Source organism: Bradyrhizobium sp. MI1.3, from assembly GCF_055811695.1.
Genome location: NZ_JBVVPQ010000013.1, coordinates 86,985 through 103,812, shown reverse-complemented (window position 1 = coordinate 103,812; position 16,828 = coordinate 86,985). Strand labels below are relative to the sequence as shown.

General features: G+C 64.2%; 15 protein-coding genes. 10 read left to right on the top strand and 5 right to left on the bottom strand.

Going from position 1 to position 16,828, the window contains the following annotated elements; genetic code table 11:
• Positions 1-85: 85 nt before the first annotated feature.
• The gene (lexA, locus tag AC0L3A_RS12380; RefSeq protein ID WP_007590583.1) at positions 86-787 is read left to right on the top strand and encodes a transcriptional repressor LexA; all 702 of its coding nucleotides are present in this window, start codon (positions 86-88) and stop codon (positions 785-787) included.
• A 452-nt stretch (positions 788-1,239) separates the two neighbouring features.
• Positions 1,240-1,674 (top strand): hypothetical protein, encoded by a 435-nt coding sequence (locus AC0L3A_RS12375; RefSeq protein ID WP_007590582.1) that lies wholly within the window; start codon positions 1,240-1,242, stop codon positions 1,672-1,674.
• 137 nt (positions 1,675-1,811) lie between these two features.
• Here AC0L3A_RS12375 and AC0L3A_RS12370 read toward each other — a convergent pair whose 3' ends face one another.
• From AC0L3A_RS12370 to AC0L3A_RS12350, 5 genes are all read right to left on the bottom strand, one after another.
• The gene (locus AC0L3A_RS12370; RefSeq protein WP_473254435.1) at positions 1,812-4,091 is read right to left on the bottom strand and encodes a ComEC/Rec2 family competence protein; all 2,280 of its coding nucleotides are present in this window, start codon (positions 4,089-4,091) and stop codon (positions 1,812-1,814) included.
• A gap of 95 nt (positions 4,092-4,186) precedes the next feature.
• Positions 4,187-4,420, bottom strand: a complete 234-nt coding sequence (locus AC0L3A_RS12365) for a DUF2171 domain-containing protein (RefSeq protein WP_007610829.1) — start codon at positions 4,418-4,420, stop codon at positions 4,187-4,189.
• 86 nt (positions 4,421-4,506) lie between these two features.
• Entirely contained in the window at positions 4,507-4,893 is a 387-nt protein-coding gene (locus AC0L3A_RS12360; protein WP_473254434.1) for a YybH family protein, read from the bottom strand.
• Between the two features lie 19 nt (positions 4,894-4,912).
• The gene (locus AC0L3A_RS12355; protein WP_219682186.1) at positions 4,913-6,589 is read right to left on the bottom strand and encodes a glutamine--tRNA ligase/YqeY domain fusion protein; all 1,677 of its coding nucleotides are present in this window, start codon (positions 6,587-6,589) and stop codon (positions 4,913-4,915) included.
• A 79-nt stretch (positions 6,590-6,668) separates the two neighbouring features.
• Entirely contained in the window at positions 6,669-7,256 is a 588-nt protein-coding gene (locus AC0L3A_RS12350; RefSeq protein WP_007603660.1) for an NAD(P)H-dependent oxidoreductase, read from the bottom strand.
• Between the two features lie 67 nt (positions 7,257-7,323).
• Between AC0L3A_RS12350 and gltX the strand changes: the two genes are divergently transcribed.
• The 8 genes from gltX (at position 7,324) to AC0L3A_RS12310 (ending at position 16,596) form a co-directional block, all read left to right on the top strand.
• Positions 7,324-8,754: a glutamate--tRNA ligase gene (gene gltX / locus AC0L3A_RS12345; protein WP_473254433.1), complete on the top strand. Its 1,431-nt coding sequence runs from the start codon at positions 7,324-7,326 to the stop codon at positions 8,752-8,754.
• Between the two features lie 183 nt (positions 8,755-8,937).
• Positions 8,938-10,242 carry a citrate synthase gene (gene gltA, locus AC0L3A_RS12340; RefSeq protein WP_007603656.1) on the top strand — a complete coding sequence of 435 codons (1,305 nt, stop codon included), beginning with the start codon at positions 8,938-8,940 and terminating at the stop codon, positions 10,240-10,242.
• A 177-nt stretch (positions 10,243-10,419) separates the two neighbouring features.
• Complete coding sequence (locus tag AC0L3A_RS12335; protein ID WP_473254461.1) at positions 10,420-11,598, top strand: ROK family transcriptional regulator; 1,179 nt, start codon at positions 10,420-10,422, stop codon at positions 11,596-11,598.
• A 57-nt stretch (positions 11,599-11,655) separates the two neighbouring features.
• Positions 11,656-12,942, top strand: coding sequence for an ABC transporter substrate-binding protein (locus tag AC0L3A_RS12330; protein ID WP_473254432.1), 1,287 nt, complete (start codon positions 11,656-11,658; stop codon positions 12,940-12,942).
• Positions 12,939-13,862: a carbohydrate ABC transporter permease gene (locus tag AC0L3A_RS12325; protein WP_473254431.1), complete on the top strand. Its 924-nt coding sequence runs from the start codon at positions 12,939-12,941 to the stop codon at positions 13,860-13,862. The genes AC0L3A_RS12330 and AC0L3A_RS12325 overlap by 4 nt, the downstream gene beginning before the upstream one ends.
• Positions 13,855-14,712 carry a carbohydrate ABC transporter permease gene (locus tag AC0L3A_RS12320; RefSeq protein ID WP_473254430.1) on the top strand — a complete coding sequence of 286 codons (858 nt, stop codon included), beginning with the start codon at positions 13,855-13,857 and terminating at the stop codon, positions 14,710-14,712. Before AC0L3A_RS12325 ends, AC0L3A_RS12320 begins: the two co-directional genes overlap by 8 nt.
• A 10-nt stretch (positions 14,713-14,722) precedes the next feature.
• Positions 14,723-15,832: an ABC transporter ATP-binding protein gene (locus tag AC0L3A_RS12315; RefSeq protein ID WP_473254429.1), complete on the top strand. Its 1,110-nt coding sequence runs from the start codon at positions 14,723-14,725 to the stop codon at positions 15,830-15,832.
• A complete protein-coding gene (locus AC0L3A_RS12310) occupies positions 15,829-16,596 on the top strand; it encodes an SDR family NAD(P)-dependent oxidoreductase (protein ID WP_473254428.1) in 768 nt (255 codons plus the stop codon). Before AC0L3A_RS12315 ends, AC0L3A_RS12310 begins: the two co-directional genes overlap by 4 nt.
• The last annotated feature ends 232 nt before the right edge of the window (positions 16,597-16,828 follow it).

Sequence of the window (16,828 nt, the reverse complement as noted above, 5' to 3'; positions counted from 1 at the left end):
ATGATTTGTTTCGAGCATGTAGCGGCTTATTGCCGAATTCTGCGTCTCGGAATCGGACGACATCAACCGGGGGACTTTGGTCGAGATGTTAACGCGCAAACAATACGAGCTTCTGCGGTTCATCAGTGAACGTCTGAAGGAAAGCGGCGTGCCGCCCTCCTTCGACGAGATGAAGGATGCGCTCGATCTGCGCTCGAAGTCGGGCATCCATCGCCTGATCACGGCGCTCGAGGAGCGTGGCTTCATCCGACGCCTGCCCAACCGCGCCCGTGCGATTGAAGTCATCAAGCTGCCGGAGCTCCAGGCAGCCGCCGGCAGCCGCCGCGGCTTCACCCCCAGCGTCATCGAGGGCAATCTCGGCAAGGTGCGTGCGGGCTCCAGCCTGCCCGCGGACGAGGGCGAACGCCCCGTGGCGGTACCGGTGATGGGCCGCATCGCCGCCGGCACGCCGATCGAGGCGTTGCAGACACGCAGCCACACCATCAGCGTACCGCCCGACATGCTCGGCTCGGGCGAACATTACGCGCTGGAAGTGCGCGGTGATTCCATGGTTGATGCCGGCATCCTTGACGGCGACATGGCGCTGATTCAGCGCAACGAGAGCGCCGATACCGGCGACATCGTGGTGGCGCTGATCGACGACGAGGAAGCGACGCTGAAGCGCTTCCGCCGTCGCGGCGCCTCGATCGCGCTCGAGCCCGCCAACGCTGCCTATGAGGTCCGCATCCTGCCGCCCAATCGGGTGAAGATTCAGGGCAAGCTGATCGGGCTTTACCGGAAGTACTGATACCGGACGTACTTGATACCTGGAGAAGTTGGCGCCTCGCGCGCTTCCGATCGGCATCGCCGGTCAGAGATTGGAGCGGATCATCGTCCGCTCCGGCTGGATAGTCTTTCTGGTTCTGCACAGACTATCCGGCCCCTCCTCCGGCGCTGGCTACTCGCGACGCCCAAGAAGCAGCACCGAAACAGCACCGCTTCGCGGCTCGAGTGTGCGAGGAAACAGCGACGAGCGATCGAGGTCGTTGCACCAGCCGGCAATATTCGCGCATGCGCCTCCCGAATGCATCGCAACTCTCTTTGTTCCTATTGAATTCGGGAAAGATAATGTGATCGCGGCTTGCGGAAACCAGCCGCAGATTTGCCCACAACCGAGCAGAGCTTTCGTGCTTCAACTCTGATAGAGGCCTGCGCCTCGATAAGAGACGCGGGTTGCTATCCCAGCATGAGGAGCACCCGATGTGTGACTACAGCCTGCATGCCGTCGCGTCGCGCCCCGCCGAAGTCGGCGAGACGATCGTCACGACAAATTTCCGCGGCACCTCGACGCGCGGCTTCGCCTCCGCAGCCGATCCGTCTGTTGCCGTCTGCCTGCTGCCGGGAACGGAGCTCGCCTTCGCAGACGACGTCCGCTACGACAATCGCTGGATCTGGACGCGGACCATCAATTCCCGCGTGGGCAAGTTCGGCAAGATCGATCCGCACGTTCCCGACCGCCATCATGACGCGATCGAATTCCCCGACGGCAAATTTGTGCTGGTGACGCAGCTCGTCGAAGGCCAGCGCGCGACCGTGCTGCAACTGCCTGTGACCCAGTCGGTCATCGAGCGCGAGCACAAGGCGCAGATCATCGCCGACAGGCAGCCGACCGTCACGCACCTGCCGATCGGCTGAAACAGCCGCCCTCCGGCTACGAGGTCGGAGGTCAGGATTGAATTGCCATCGCCGGCCGTGGCCGGCGAGATGGTGTGGTTTGCGCCAGCGAATCCGAGCGGACGCACCGACCCGCTGCGTTGCTCCGCACCATCAGATCAATCGTCGGCCTGCAAGTCGGTCTCCGCCGGCGTTGCGTCCTTGATGCGGGGCGCGGTCGCCTTCGGCGCAAGGCTGCCGTCGAAATCACCCTCGCCGGCGCCGGCCGGCAACCAGGGGCGGCTCGTGCCTCTCGCCCTCACCGCCTGAACCACAAATCCGTCACCACGCTGCGTCAGCGCCAGTGCGCTCTGGCTGGCGAGCCGCTGCCGATCGACCACCATCGCCGCGCAATCGGGCGGCGCGGGACGCGTCGTCACCACCAGCGCGGCCCGACTGCAATCGTCGGCGAGAGCGTCGACCCGCAGTGCCAGCGCGACCAGCCTCCCGTCGATCAGTGGCGTCACGCAGCCGGATTCGTCACAGGACACGCCATCAGCCAGCGAGGCTCTGCCGGCATCGCGCGGATCGGCGTCGGCAGCGAGCCATTCCTTGAGCAGAAAGCTGTCCTTGCTGGTCCTGATCAGGTGCAGATATCCGTCCTTGCCCCGCACGGCGACGCTCGCGCCATCCCCGGCGATCAGGATGTCGGGCTGCCGCGCCGACAGTCCCCAGAGGATCGCTGCCAGCAGCACCAAGGCGCCGGACCAGCGCAGCGGCGTCCGCAACAAGCCCAGCACGATGATTCCCAGGCTCGCCGCGATCAGCGGCCCGATCCCGAACGCCGCGATGCGGCCGACGGCACCCGGCAATGCTGCGACCCAGCGCGAGACCGCGACCATCCAGTCGATGCCGATCCCCATCAGCCACCAGAACACGCTGTCCAGCCCGAACGGTGCAGCAAGCAGCCCCAACAGCCCCGCCGGCATCACCAGCGCCGAGACCACCGGCATCGCGCCGAGATTGGCCAGCACGCCGAACGGCGTGACACGGTGGAAGTGGAAAGCGGCGTAGGGTGTGGTCGCAAGTCCCGCAATCAGCGAAGCCATGAACAGCATCGCGATCTCGCGGCCGCCCCACATCGCAATGCGTGCAGTCGCCGAATGGTCCGGCGAGGCAAACAAATTCGGCATGCCGATCTGCACCAGCGCCACCAGCCCGAGCGTTGCTGCAAACGACATCTGGAAGCTCGGATGCACCAGCGCTTCCGGCGCGACCGCGAGCACGATCAGCGCGGCGACAGCAAGCGTGCGGAAGGTGATGGCGCGGCGATCGACCATCACCGCGATCAGCACTACCGCGGTCATGAAGAACGACCTTTGCGTCGCGACCTCCGCACCTGACAGCAGCAGGTAGAACGCAGCGGCGACCAGCGCGGCGGCGGCCGACCATTTCTTGATGGCAAAGCCGGCCGCCAGTCCGGGGATCAGAGCGAGCAGCGCGCGCACCGCGAAGAACACGACACCGGCCACCACGGCCATGTGATAACCGGAGATCGAGAGCACGTGGCCGAGGCCGGAGATGAACATCGCGTCGTTGACGGGCGTGGTGATCGCATCGCGCCGCCCGGTGAGCAGCGCGGTCGCGATCGCCCGGTTGTCGCCGTCGAGCGTCGCCCGGATGCGGGCATCGATCGCATCGCGCAGGCCTTGCATGAAGGCCGCGTAACGCAGCCGCAAGCCGGCGGTCTCAGGCGGCGCCGCCACCGTGATTGCGCCCATCGCGAAGCCGGAGGCGCCGATGCCCTGGAAGAACATGTCACGCGAAAAGTCGTAGCTGCCGGGCCGCACCGGCGCGAGCGGCGGCATCAGCCGCGCCTTCAGCTGAACGAAATTGCCGACCTCCGGCGCCGTGCCCTTGCGGACCGACAGGCGCACGCGCTCGAGCCTGACGTCGCTGCGCTGCGCCTCCATCGCGGTGACGCGCAGCACGAACCTGTCGGTACGCTCGCGGATGTCGCGGGCTTCGACGAAGCCCGACAACGATACCGAATAGAGCGACTTTGCCAGCACCGGGTGAGCGATGCGCGCCGTCTTCCAGGTCGCCACGGCAAAACCGGCCGCGACCGCCGCGATCATGATGGCCGGGGCGAACAGCCGGCTCCGCCGCAACAGAGCCGCGCCAAGCAGGAGCGCGATGGCGGTCGTGGCGACGATCCACAGCACCGGCTCGTGATCGGCGGAAAAATAAAGCGCGATGCCGCAGCCAAACGCTACGGGCACCCACGGCAACAGCCGCCCGGCGCCAGCCTCGGCGCGTAGCCAGGCGCGGACGGTCTCGGCCAGCGATGTCCAGAGGTCGAGGCCTGCAGGCGCGAGGCCGCCAGCGGACGCGGCGCGGCCCGCGGGCCACGTCCCCGCAATCCCCTGCGACCGTACTGGCCGGCCCGGCTCCGCCATTCCCTGCACTCGGTGATACGCAACGAAGGCCGAAGCTACCGGAACGTGCAGGCGGGCGGATAGCGGTACGGATCAGGAACGAAAGGGCGCGCCCCCTACTTTTCCTCTTCCATCGTCACCGCGACATCCGCCTTGGCCGACAGCCGGACCTTGTTGCCCTCGATGTCCGCGACGAGGCCCTTGTCGATGAAGTGATGATGCCCCTTGTGGCTGCCCTCGCCGCTGTCCTTCTTGGTCAGCTTGATGCGATTGCCTTCGACCTTGTCAACGGTGCCGATATGGACGCCGTCGGCGCCGATGACTTCCATATGCTCTGCGATGTTCTGCATGGTGGGTTCCTTGTTGGACCCACCCCAACGCGCGGGATGCACGTTCGTTCTCTCACGAGAATGACGAAGCCGTGTCCCCGCGCTCGTCAGATCAGCGGCGCCTGCGACGAAGCATGGTGATTGACGATCTTCCAGTCGCCGTCCTCGCGCACGATGACCCAGCTCATCTTGACCGAGAAATCGGGGCTTTCGCCGGCGAGATCGAACGAGATGGTTGCGGCCATGTTGATGAGGTCAGGACCTGCCTGCACCGCCCTCACGTCGGAGAACACAGCGCTCGCCTTGCGCCAGCGCGGCAGGCCGTTGAAATAGTCTGCGACGCCATCCCTGCCCCGATAGAGCTTTGGGTTGGAGCCGAAGAAGAAGGCGTTCTTCGAATACAGAGACGAGAGTGCCGCGGCGTCGAGCGTTGCGAAGCCGGCGCGCCATTTGGCGATGATGGCGGAAACGATCGCGTCGGCTTCGTCGCTCATTGTGGTCTCGCAGCCCTTTTCAGCCCTTCGCGACTTCCTTCGCGAACGTGTCGCGCAGACCAATGGTCCTGGAAAATACCGGCTTGCCGGGTGTCGAGTCGTTGTCGCGCACGAAATAGCCCTGACGCTCGAACTGCATCGGCTCGGTCGAATTGCTCTCGGCGACCGATGCTTCGACGCGGGCATCAGCTAGAATTTCCAGCGACTGCGGATTGAGATCGGCGGCGAAGTTCGAGGCGTCCGGGCTCGGGTTGGCAAACAGCTGGTTGTAGATGCGGATTTCCGCGGGCACGGATGTCGCCGCCGACAGCCAGTGCATGGTGGCCTTGACCTTGCGGCCATCGGGCGCGTTACCGCCTTTGGTCGCGGGATCGTAGGTGCAGCGCAGCTCCACCACCTCGCCGGCATCGTTCTTGATCACGCCGGTGCATTTGACGAAATAGGCGTAGCGCAGCCGCACCTCGTTGCCTGGCGACAGACGGAAGAACTTCTTCGGCGGGTTCTCCATGAAGTCGTCCTGCTCGATGTAGAGCTCACGGCCGAACGTGACCTTCCGGGTGCCGGCAGAGGGATCGTCCGGATGGTTGATCGCCTCGAGCTCCTCGGTCTGCCCTTCCGGATAATTCTCGATCACGACTTTTAGCGGCTTCAGCACCGCCATCCGCCGCTGTGACGTCCGGTTCAGCTCCTCGCGAATGCAGAACTCGAGCATGCCGACGTCGACGACGCTGTTGGCTTTCGCCACGCCAATGCGCTTGACGAATTCGCGAAGGGCGGCCGGCGGCACGCCGCGGCGGCGCATGCCCGCCATCGTCGGCATGCGCGGATCGTCCCAGCCCGCGACATGGCCCTCGCGGACGAGCTGGGTCAGCACGCGCTTGGACAGCAGCGTGTAGGTCAGGTTCAGCCGCGCGAATTCGTACTGGTGCGGCTTCGATGGCACCGGCAGCTTCTCGATGAACCAGTCGTAGAGCGGCCGGTGGTCCTCGAATTCCAGGGTGCAGATCGAGTGCGTGATACCCTCGATCGCGTCCGACTGGCCGTGCGCATAGTCGTAGCTCGGATAGATGCTCCACTTGGTCCCGGTGCGCGGATGGTGCGCATGCAGGATGCGGTACAGCACGGGGTCGCGCAGATTGATGTTGCCCGCACCCATGTCGATCTTGGCCCGCAGCACGCGCGCCCCATTCGGGAATTCGCCCGCCTTCATGCGGCGGAACAGGTCGAGGTTTTCATCCACGGTGCGATCGCGGAAGGGCGAGTTCTTGCCGGGCTCGGTCAGCGTGCCGCGCGCAAGACGGATCTCCTCCTGGGTCTGGTCGTCGACATAGGCGAGCCCGTCTCGGATCAGCTGCTCCGCCCATTCATAGAGGCGGTCGAAATAGTCCGAGGCGAAGAACAGGTTCTTGCCCCAGTCGAAGCCGAGCCAGCGCACGTCTGCCTGGATGGAATCGATATATTCCTGCTCTTCCTTGACCGGGTTGGTGTCGTCGAAGCGCAGATGGCAGCGGCCCGGAAACTCCTGGGCGATGCCGAAATTGAGCGCGATCGACTTGGCGTGGCCGATATGGAGATAGCCGTTCGGCTCCGGCGGGAACCGGGTCACGATCTCCTTGTATTTGGCCTGATCGAGGTCGGCCTGGATGATGTCACGAATGAAATCGCGCCCAACCTCGTTCGCCACCGGTTCTGTCATTACGAAAATCCTGTAGGGAAATCAGCGGCCCTTCTGCCAAATTCGAGCCCCTAGGCCAAGCCCCATGCCCACCGTCCGTTCAAACTTCGGCGATTCTGGCACGCACGCGCTCGATGAAGGCAGCCCGGGATGCCAAGGTGGAGCGATCCATATCGTAGTGCGCCAAATAGAACGACCGAACGCCGGATCCGCACATCGGTTTCAGTGCCCTAAGCAACACCTTGCGGCCGGGGTCTTGCATGACGATCCGGCTCAACCACCACGGTGAGCCGTAGCTCGTCACAACGCCGAACAGGCGGATGTTGGTCAGCAGCGGCTTGATGCGCCCACCCTTCAGATCGTGGGCGAACGCCGTACCCGGCGCCCAGACCCGGTCGAAATAGCCCTTGAGCATGGCAGGCATCGAAAACCACCAATGCGGAAAGCAGAAGATAATGCCGTCGACGCGCCGTACGTGCTCGATGAGGCTCGCCACCGCGTCCTCTGCATAGGGGCCGTGATAGTAGCTGCGCCGCTCCGCCTCGGTCATCTCCGGGGAAAACCCCTCGCGGTAAAGGTCAGTCGCGATCACTTCGTGTCGAGTTTTCAGCGTCTCGACGATGGTATGGAACAGTGCATGGTTGTAACTGTCCGCGAGCGGATGGCTATGAACGACCTGGATTAGCATTGGCACAATCTCCCGCGCCTATGATACACGGTCGCCAATCAGCCACCTCCCTTATCCCGCGCGGTCAATGAACACCTCTCCCGTCGTCACCCGCTTCGCTCCCTCGCCGACCGGCTTCCTCCATATCGGGGGCGCGCGCACGGCGCTGTTCAACTGGCTCTATGCGAAGAAGCACGGCGGCAAGATGCTGCTCCGGATCGAGGATACCGACCGGGAGCGCTCCACCGAGGCGGCGATCGGCGCCATCCTCGACGGCCTGAAATGGCTGGAGCTCGGCTGGGATGGCGATGTCATCTACCAGTTCAGCCGCGCCGCCCGCCACCGCGAAGTCGCCGAGCAGCTGCTCGCCGACGGCAAGGCCTATCGCTGCTACGCCACCGCCGAGGAGCTCACCGCGATGCGCGAGAAGGCGCGCGCAGAGGGGCGCACCCGCCTCTATGACGGCCTGTGGCGCGACCGCGATCCGGCGACGGCCCCAACCGACGTGAAGCCCACCATCCGGCTCCGCGCGCCCCAGACCGGCGAAACCGTGATCGAAGACCAGGTCCAGGGTCGCGTGGTCTGGCAGAACGAAAACCTCGACGATCTCGTCCTGCTGCGCGGCGATGGCAACCCGACCTACATGCTCGCAGTGGTGGTCGACGACCACGACATGGGCGTCACCCATGTCATCCGCGGCGACGACCATTTGATCAACGCGGCCCGCCAAAAGCAGATCTACGACGCGATGGGCTGGACGCTGCCGAGCATGTCTCACATCCCCCTGATCCATGGCCCGGACGGTTCGAAGCTCTCCAAGAGGCACGGCGCGCTCGGCGTCGATGCCTACCGCGCCATGGGATACCTCCCGGCCGCGCTCCGCAACTATCTCGTCCGGCTCGGCTGGAGCCATGGCGACCAGGAAATCTTCTCGACCGAGGAGATGATCGCAGCCTTCGACCTCGCCAGCGTCGGCCGCGCAGCAGCGCGCTTCGATTTCGCCAAGCTGGAAAACCTCAACGGCCACTACATCCGCAATGCCGACGATCAATCACTCGTGAAGATGTTCGAGGACGTGCTCGACCACGTCGTGCCCAGCCGCGACGAGATTAAGGCCAAGTTAAACGACGTCACGCGCGCGCAGCTCCTGAAGGCCATGCCGGCCCTGAAGGAGCGCGCCAAGACGCTGATCGAGCTGATCGACAGCGCCTATTTCATCTTCGCCGACCGGCCGCTGGAGCTTGATCCAAAGGCGGCAGCGCTGCTGACCCCTGAGAACCGCAAGCTGATCGGCCAGCTTCATTCCGCGCTGGAGAAAGTCGAGACGTGGAGCGCGGCCAATGCGGAAGCCGCCCTGCGCGCCTATGCCGAGGAAAATAGTCTCAAGCTCGGCGCGGTCGCCCAGCCGCTGCGGGCGGCGCTGACCGGACGGACGACGTCGCCCGGCATATTCGAGGTCTTGGACGTCCTGGGACGCCAGGAAAGCCTGGGCCGGCTTAAAGATCAGGCCAAGGACTAGGCCAAGAATCGGGGCCAAGAACCAGGCTACGACGTAAGTCGACCATGCGTGGCGCCATCTTGCAGCGCACACAGCAATAATATACCCATCTCACCCGTACCTTCTGGAACATCCGGCCTGCCCCGCGATATCTCGTCGGGGCCTCCGGGTCCGGCCCGTTTCACCATACATCGGGGACCTCTGATGGACGCAAAACCAAGCAATAAGACCGCCACACTGACGGTCGGAAACAAGAATTTCGATCTTCCGATCCACAGCGGCAGCGTCGGGCCCGACGTCATCGATATCGGCAAGCTCTACGGCCAGTCCGGCCTGTTCACCTACGATCCCGGCTTCACCTCGACAGCGAGCTGCCAGTCCAAGATCACCTATATCGACGGTGACGCGGGCGTGCTGGAATACCGCGGCTATCCGATCGAGCAGCTCGCCGAGAACGGCGACTTCCTCGAGACCTGCTATCTGCTGCTGTTCGGGGAGCTTCCCACCGCCGCGCAGAAGAAGGATTTCGACGATCGCGTGATCCATCACACGATGGTGCACGAGCAGATGGCCCGCTTCTTCCAAGGCTTCCGCCGCGACGCCCATCCGATGGCGATCATGGTGGCGGCTGTCGGCGCGCTCGCCGCGTTCTATCACGACTCAACCGACATCAACGATCCGAAGCAACGCATGATCGCCTCCATGCGCATGATCGCCAAGATCCCGACGCTGGCTGCGATGGCCTACAAGTACACAGTCGGCCAGCCCTTCGTATATCCGAAAAACTCGCTGAAGTTCGCCGAGAACTTCCTGCACATGTGCTTCGCCGTGCCGTGCGAGGAGTACAAGATCAACCCGGTGCTGGCTGACGCGCTGGACAAAATCTTCATCCTGCACGCCGACCACGAGCAGAACGCCTCGACCTCGACGGTGCGTATCGCCGGCTCCTCCGGCGCCAACCCGTTCGCCTGCATCGCAGCCGGCATCGCCTGCCTGTGGGGCCCGGCGCATGGCGGCGCCAACGAAGCAGCGCTGGCAATGCTCGCCGAGATCGGCTCGGTCGACAAGATCCCCGAATTCATCGCCAAGGTGAAGGACAAGAACTCTGAAGTCCGCCTGATGGGCTTCGGTCACCGCGTCTACAAGAACTACGATCCGCGCGCCAAGATCATGCAGAAGATGTGTCACGCCGTGCTCAAGGAGACCGGCCATGGCGACGATCCGATGCTGAAGGTGGCGCTCGAGCTCGAGAAGATCGCGCTCAGCGACCAGTACTTCATCGACCGCAAGCTCTACCCGAACGTCGACTTCTATTCGGGCATCACGCTGAAGGCGATGGGCTTCCCGGTCTCGATGTTCACCGTGCTGTTCGCGGTCGCCCGGACCGTCGGCTGGATCAGCCAGTGGAGCGAGATGATCGAGGATCCGCAGCAGAAGATCGGCCGTCCCCGCCAGCTCTACACCGGCGTCACCAAGCGCGACTACGTCGCGATCAACAACCGCAAGTAAGGTCGAACCCATCACGGCTTTCGAAGCGGCGCCATCTCCGGATGGCGCCGTTTTTGTTTTGCGCCGACACAATCTTGCTGCCGCGCACAACAACAAGTCGGCGCAATGCGTCGGCGATCGCTTGACAGCCGAAATGCTCCGCGCGCATTCTTACACTAAGTAAGAATGACGACAGGGATGGAAATGCCGGAGCAGCCGAGAAGTCGGCGGCAGACGCGTGCTGCCATTTTGACTCATCTGCTTCAGTCAGGCGGGTCGTTTCGCCCGCCGCTGGCCAAGGCCGTGCGCCTGTCGGAAGCGAGCCTGTCGCGCATCCTGTTCGACCTGAGGGCCGAGGGCCTGATTGAGGAAGTGCGGCGCCCTGCCCCTTATGTCGGTGGCCCGACCGGCCTCGTGTCGCTCGATGGGGCGGTGACGCTCGCGGCTTTCGAGCTGACCACCCAGCGGCTCAGCGTCGGCATCGGGGGCCTGTCGGGCGAACTGCACGACATCGGGCATGTGCCGCTGCTGAAGACGCCGACCGCAGCGACGGTCGGCTGGGCGTTTCGCGAGGCCATGACATTGCTGCGCGACTGGACGCAGCGCCGGCGCATCTCCCTCGCGCAGATCGGCGTCTCCATTCCGGGCCTCGGCCGCTCGGGCACATCAAGCAATCCGATCATTCCCTGCGACATCGGGCGTATCAGCGAGATGTTCGGCGGGACGTTTGCCGGCGCGCCGGTCGAGTTCACCAATTCGGTGGTCGCGCACGCCATCTTTCACCGCTGCCGCACGGAGAATTATCCCTTCAGCGGCGCACATCTCTTCGTCTTCGTCGGCCAGGGCGTTGCGGGCACCTGGATGGATGATCCGGTCGAGGACGATGCCCTCCAGCCGGTCGAGCTCGGCCACATGGTGTTCGAAGCCGACGGACCAATTTGCCGCTGTGGTCATCATGGCTGCGTCGAGGCCTATACGTCGCTTCCCGCCCTGGCCGAGCTTCTTGGCGTCGCGGAAGCCGAGTTGCTTCAACTCGGCAGCGAATGGGTGACCGCGATACCGCTCTCGTCGCGCGTGCGGCAGGAATTGCGCCAGCGGCTGTTCCGGCTTGGACTTGCGATCGGCAACACGCTGAACGTGAAGCCATGCAAGGGCGTCGCGATCAGCGGCTGGCCGTCGCTTCTCGCCGAGGACGACCGCAGCGCGCTCATCGCGGGGATCGACGCCAGCCTGTTGGGCGGCCGCAAGCACGCGCAAGTGTCGCTCGCTTTCGTGCCGCCGTCGAATGGCAACGATCCGCGGGCGGCGCTGGCATTCGCCGCTTTCTGCCTCGCTTGCCGCGGCGGCATGCCAGCCGCATCCACCGAGGCCGCCTGAGATACCTGATGCCGCGCGGCTCTCGCGCGAAAGAGTTCACACCGGGAGGAACTTGCCATGCCGATCACGACAACAAGGCGCCAACTGCTCGCCGGATCTGCGGCCGCGCTCGCGCTGCCGGCATTTGCCCGCGCGCAAGGCGCGACCAAGCCGCGTCTGACTGCGATCTCGCAATGGTCCGCAGGCAGCGATGGCGCGGCCATCACGGCCCTCGGCAAGAAATTCGAGGAGAAAGGCGGGGTCTGGCAGCACTCGCCCGTCCCCGGTTTCACCACCGAGATGATGAACAAGCTGCGGGCCCAGATCATGGCCGGCGATCCACCGGCCTGCTCGCAGCTCAAAGGTCCCGAGATTGCGGCCTGGTCGAAGATTGCCCCAACCGTCGATCTCGATGCCGTCGTCGCTGCCGCCGGCTACGAAAAGGTTGTCGCGCCGGACCTTGCAAAATTGCACAAGCCGGGGGGCAAGTGGATTGCGCTGCCGTTGCAGATCTACAGCACCAACATGCTGTTCCTCTCCAAACGCGCGATGGACAAGGCCAAGGCCGACAAGATCCCGGTCACATGGGCTGAGTTCAACGACCTCGCCGAGAAGATGAAAGCAGGCGGAGTCCCCTATCCCATCGCCAACGGTGGCACCCGCCCGGACGACGGCCAGAAATTCGAGGCCGCTTTGGCAGGCATCAGTCCCGCCGCATACCGCGCAGCCATCATGAACCTCGACAAGAAGGCCCTGGAGGGCCCCGAGATAAAGGCTGCCTTCGTACAGGTGCGCAAGATTGCCGACTGGATGGACCCCAACGTCGGCGCCCAGCATTTTTCGACCAACCTGAAGCGCTTCGTCGACGGCGACATGGGCATGATGATCATGGGCGGGTGGGCGCAGGGCGTCTTGCGCAACGCCGGCTTTAAGTTCGAGGACTTCATGATCGCTCCGGGCCCGAGCGACAACAGCAAGCCGGTCTTTCTGTTGAATGCCGACGCCTTCATATTCTGGCAGCGCAAGGAGGCCGATCTGCAGGCCGGCCAGACGCTGATGGCCCAGCTCGTGATGGACCCAGCGATCCAGACCATGTATTCGCAGATCACGGGATCGATCCCCGTGCGCACCGATGTCGATCTGTCGGGCGAAGGCTGGTCGGACGGTCAACGGCGGACCGCAGCAGCCCTCAAAGACGCGATCGCCAGCAATCAGGCCGTCCTCAGTCTTGCGCACAACATGGCGCAGGAAAACGGCATGACCGCAGCGATGATCGACGTGATCACGGAGTACGTGAAGAACAAGACGATCAAGCCGGAGCAAGCGGCCATACGCCTCGCCGAGGCCGTCGAGAGCTCACGTTGACCATCGCCGTCTCGACAACACCGCGCCGGCCGGCGGCCCCTGACTGGGTACGCCGGCTGCCCGAATATTTGACGATCTGGGTGCCGCTGCTGTTGTCCGCCGCGCATCTCATTGCGTTTACGCTGTGGACGATCTGGATATCGTTCACACCGTCCACTCTGGTCCCGGTCTCGGGCTGGGTCGGTTTGCGCAACTATTCTGCGGTTGCAGCATCGCGGAACTGGCAGATTGCCTTGGACAATCTGCTGCTGTTTGGCAGCGCCTTCGTGTTGCTGAGCCTGGCGTCCGGCCTCATCCTTGCGATCCTGCTCGACCAGCGTATTCGCGGCGAGAACCTGCTGCGGTCGATCTTCCTCTATCCTCTGGCGGTGTCATTCGTGGTCACCGGCACGGTCTGGAGTTGGTTGCTCAATCCCGGCCTCGGGATCCAGAAGCTGGTTCGCGACCTAGGCTGGATCTCGTTCCGGTTCGACTGGCTGATCGACCGCGACATGGCCATCTGGACCATTGTCATCGCCGCGATCTGGCAATCTTCCGGTTTTGCCATGGCGCTGTTCCTGGCCGGCCTCCGCTCCGTCGACGCCGACCTGATCAAGGCCGCGCAAATCGACGGCGCCGGACCGATCCGAATGTACCGGCGCGTCATCCTGCCGACCCTTTGGCCGATCACCATCACCGTCATCGTCATCCAGCTGCAGTTCGCGATTTCGACCTTCGACCTCGTCCGCGCACTCACCAACGGCGGTCCCGGGATCGCCACCCAGCTGCCGGCCCTCGTCGTCTACGACCTCATGTTCCAGCGCAGCCTGCTCGGACGGGGAGCGGCGGCGGCAGTGCTCATGTTGCTCATTCTTCTTGCGGTCTTGCTGCCCTATGCAGCGTGGCGTTACGTCCAGCGGCGGCGGGCGATCCATGCGTGAGCGAACCTTCGCGCCAGGCCGGATCCTGATCTATCTCGTCGTCTCGCTGGTCGCTGCGGCGTGGCTCGCGCCATTGGCCGTCGTCGTGCTGAACTCGCTCCGTAGCAACGAGGAGATCGCGCAGGCCTCGATGATCGGCTGGCCGAAACAATGGGCATGGAGCAATTACGCCACCGCCTGGAGCGGTTTCTGCGTCGCCGAGACCTGCGCCGGCATCCGGCCGTACATGCTGAACTCCGCGCTGGTCACGATTCCCGCGACGATTTTCTCGACCCTGCTCGGTGCTGTCGCCGGTTACGCCATTTCGCTCTGGCGCTTTCGCGGCGATAGCTGGATCTACGGCATCGTGACTCTTGGCCTCTTCCTTCCCCAGCAGATGCGCCTGCTTCCCTGGACCATCGTGTTGCGCGATACGGGCCTGATGAACACGCTCACGGGCCTGGTCGTGATCCACACGATCCAGGGCCTCTCCTTTACCGTCTTGTTCTGCCGAAACTACTACACTGCCATCCCGCAGGATTTGATAAGAGCTGCGCGCATCGATGGCGCTGGGTTCTTTCGTATTTTCTGGCGCATCATCCTGCCGCTCTCCCCGCCTATTCTGGTCGTCACCGTGATCTGGCAGTTCACGCACATCTGGAACGAGTTTCTCTACGGCGTGACATTCACGACCGGTCAGCAGCAGCCGGTCACCGCCGCGCTGATCGCGCTATCCGCCGCGGTCGCCGACATTCCGCAGCATGGCGTGCAAAGCGCGGCGGTGATGATCGCCGCCTTGCCGACCCTGCTGATCTATCTGATCGGCGGCAAGTATTTCGTGCGCGGCCTCACCGCCGGCGCCGTGAAATGATCGGATCGTCATGGCAGCCCTAAGCATTCGCGCCCTGTCCAAGCGTTACGCCAATCTGGAGGTGCTGAAGGGCATCGATCTCGACATCGAGAGCGGTGAATTCACCGTGCTCGTCGGCCCATCCGGCTGCGGCAAGTCTACGCTGCTCAACATCATCGCCGGGCTCGACCTCCCGAGCTCAGGCACCGTGGAAATCGGCGGACGTGTCGTCAACGACATTCCGCCGAAGGACCGCGACATCGCCATGGTGTTCCAGTCCTACGCGCTCTATCCGTCGATGACGGTGCGCCAGAACATCACCTTCGGCATGGAATGCCGCCACGTAGCGAAGGCGGAGCAGGAAAAGGCGCTGGCGAATGTGGCAAGGCTGCTCCAGATCGAGCCGCTACTCGGCCGCAAGCCGTCGCAGCTCTCCGGCGGCCAGCGCCAGCGTGTGGCGATGGGCCGGGCGCTGGTGCGCGATCCCCTGCTCTTCCTGTTCGACGAGCCGCTCTCCAACCTCGACGCCAAGCTGCGTGTCGAGATGCGAATGGAAATCAAGCGTCTGCACCAGCGCATCGGCGCCACCATCGTCTATGTCACCCACGACCAGATCGAGGCGATGACGATGGCGACGCGCATCGCCGTGATGCATCGAGGCGTGGTGCAGCAGTTTGCCGACCCCGATACCGTGTATCGCTATCCCGCCAATCTGTTTGTGGCCCGTTTCATGGGCTCGCCGCCGATGAACACGATGCCGGCACGGCTCGAGGCCGATGCCGGCGGGCCGGTGGTCGTGATCGGCGCGGGACGGCCCGACGAGGTCCGCCTCCACCTTGGACAATACGACGCGGCGGCCCCCTTCGCCGGCCGTGACGTGGTGGTCGGGATCAGGCCGGAATGCATCGCCGAGGGCAGCCGCGTATTTTCCGCCGATCCACCCGTCGTCGTCAACGCGCCGGTGGAGATGGTCGAGCCGACGGGAGCCGAAACGATCGTGCTGCTGCGGCTTGGCGGCGAGCCTGCGCTGGCGCGCATCACGCCGGATATCCGCCCCACACCGGGCGCCGCCGCCCCGTTCGCGCTCGACACGCGCCGCATCTGCCTGTTCGACCCCGAGACGGAGCGACTGATCGCATGACAAGAACGAGCTATGCCGGTCTTAGGGACCGCGTGGTGTTGATCACCGGTGGCGCCAGCGGCATCGGTGCCGCCTTCGTGCGGGCGTTCGCGGCCCAGGGGGCTCGCGTCGCGTTTCTGGATCTCGATGAAGCAGCCGGCCGTGCGCTGGTCGCGGAAGTGAAAGCCGCGTCCGGGATCGTACCATTGTTCGTGTCCTGCGACCTCCTCGACATCGATGCCTTGCGCGACGCCATGGCACAGGTGCACGGATCGCTTGGCGATGCCGCGGTCCTCGTCAACAACGCCGCTAACGATCAACGCCAGGTACTGGCCGAGGTAACCTCGGCCGAGTTCGACTGGATGATCGGCGTCAACCTCAAGCACGTCTTCTTTGCAGCGCAAGCGGTGGTGCCGCAGATGCAGGCGCGCGGCGGCGGTTCGATCATCAACATGTCGTCGATTGCCTGGATGCGCGGCGCGCCGGGGCTGCCGGTCTACGCCGCGGCGAAGGCCGCGATTGTCGGCTTCACCAACTCCCTGGCCCGGTCGCTCGGGCCCGACCGCATCCGCGTTAATGCGATAGCGCCGGGGATGGTGATCACGGAGCGTCAGCGCCGGCTGTGGTACCCGGACGACCAGGCGATCGCCGAGCTGCGCACGCGTCAGGCCATTCCCGACGCGGTGACGCCTGAGGACATCGCCAACATGGCGCTGTTCCTCGCCTCCGACGACAGCCAGCGCATCACGCGCCAATGTTTTCAGGTCGACGCTGGTCTCGGCTAGAGCGTGTACTGACACACCCGAGCTCCCTCATAGAGGTCCGCTCCGTATCCGATAGCAGTCGGGTTGGCGTATCTCACCTTGGGTCCGAGTTGGGCCACAGGAAGACTAATGCAAGACAACATGATGGCTTGAGCGGAAATCTGGCCTATACTCGCTAGGGCCGCCGAGTTGGCGACGTCGCGGCGGCCCCGGAAGGCTTTGCGCGTCAGGGATATGGGCCCAGACGAGTGGT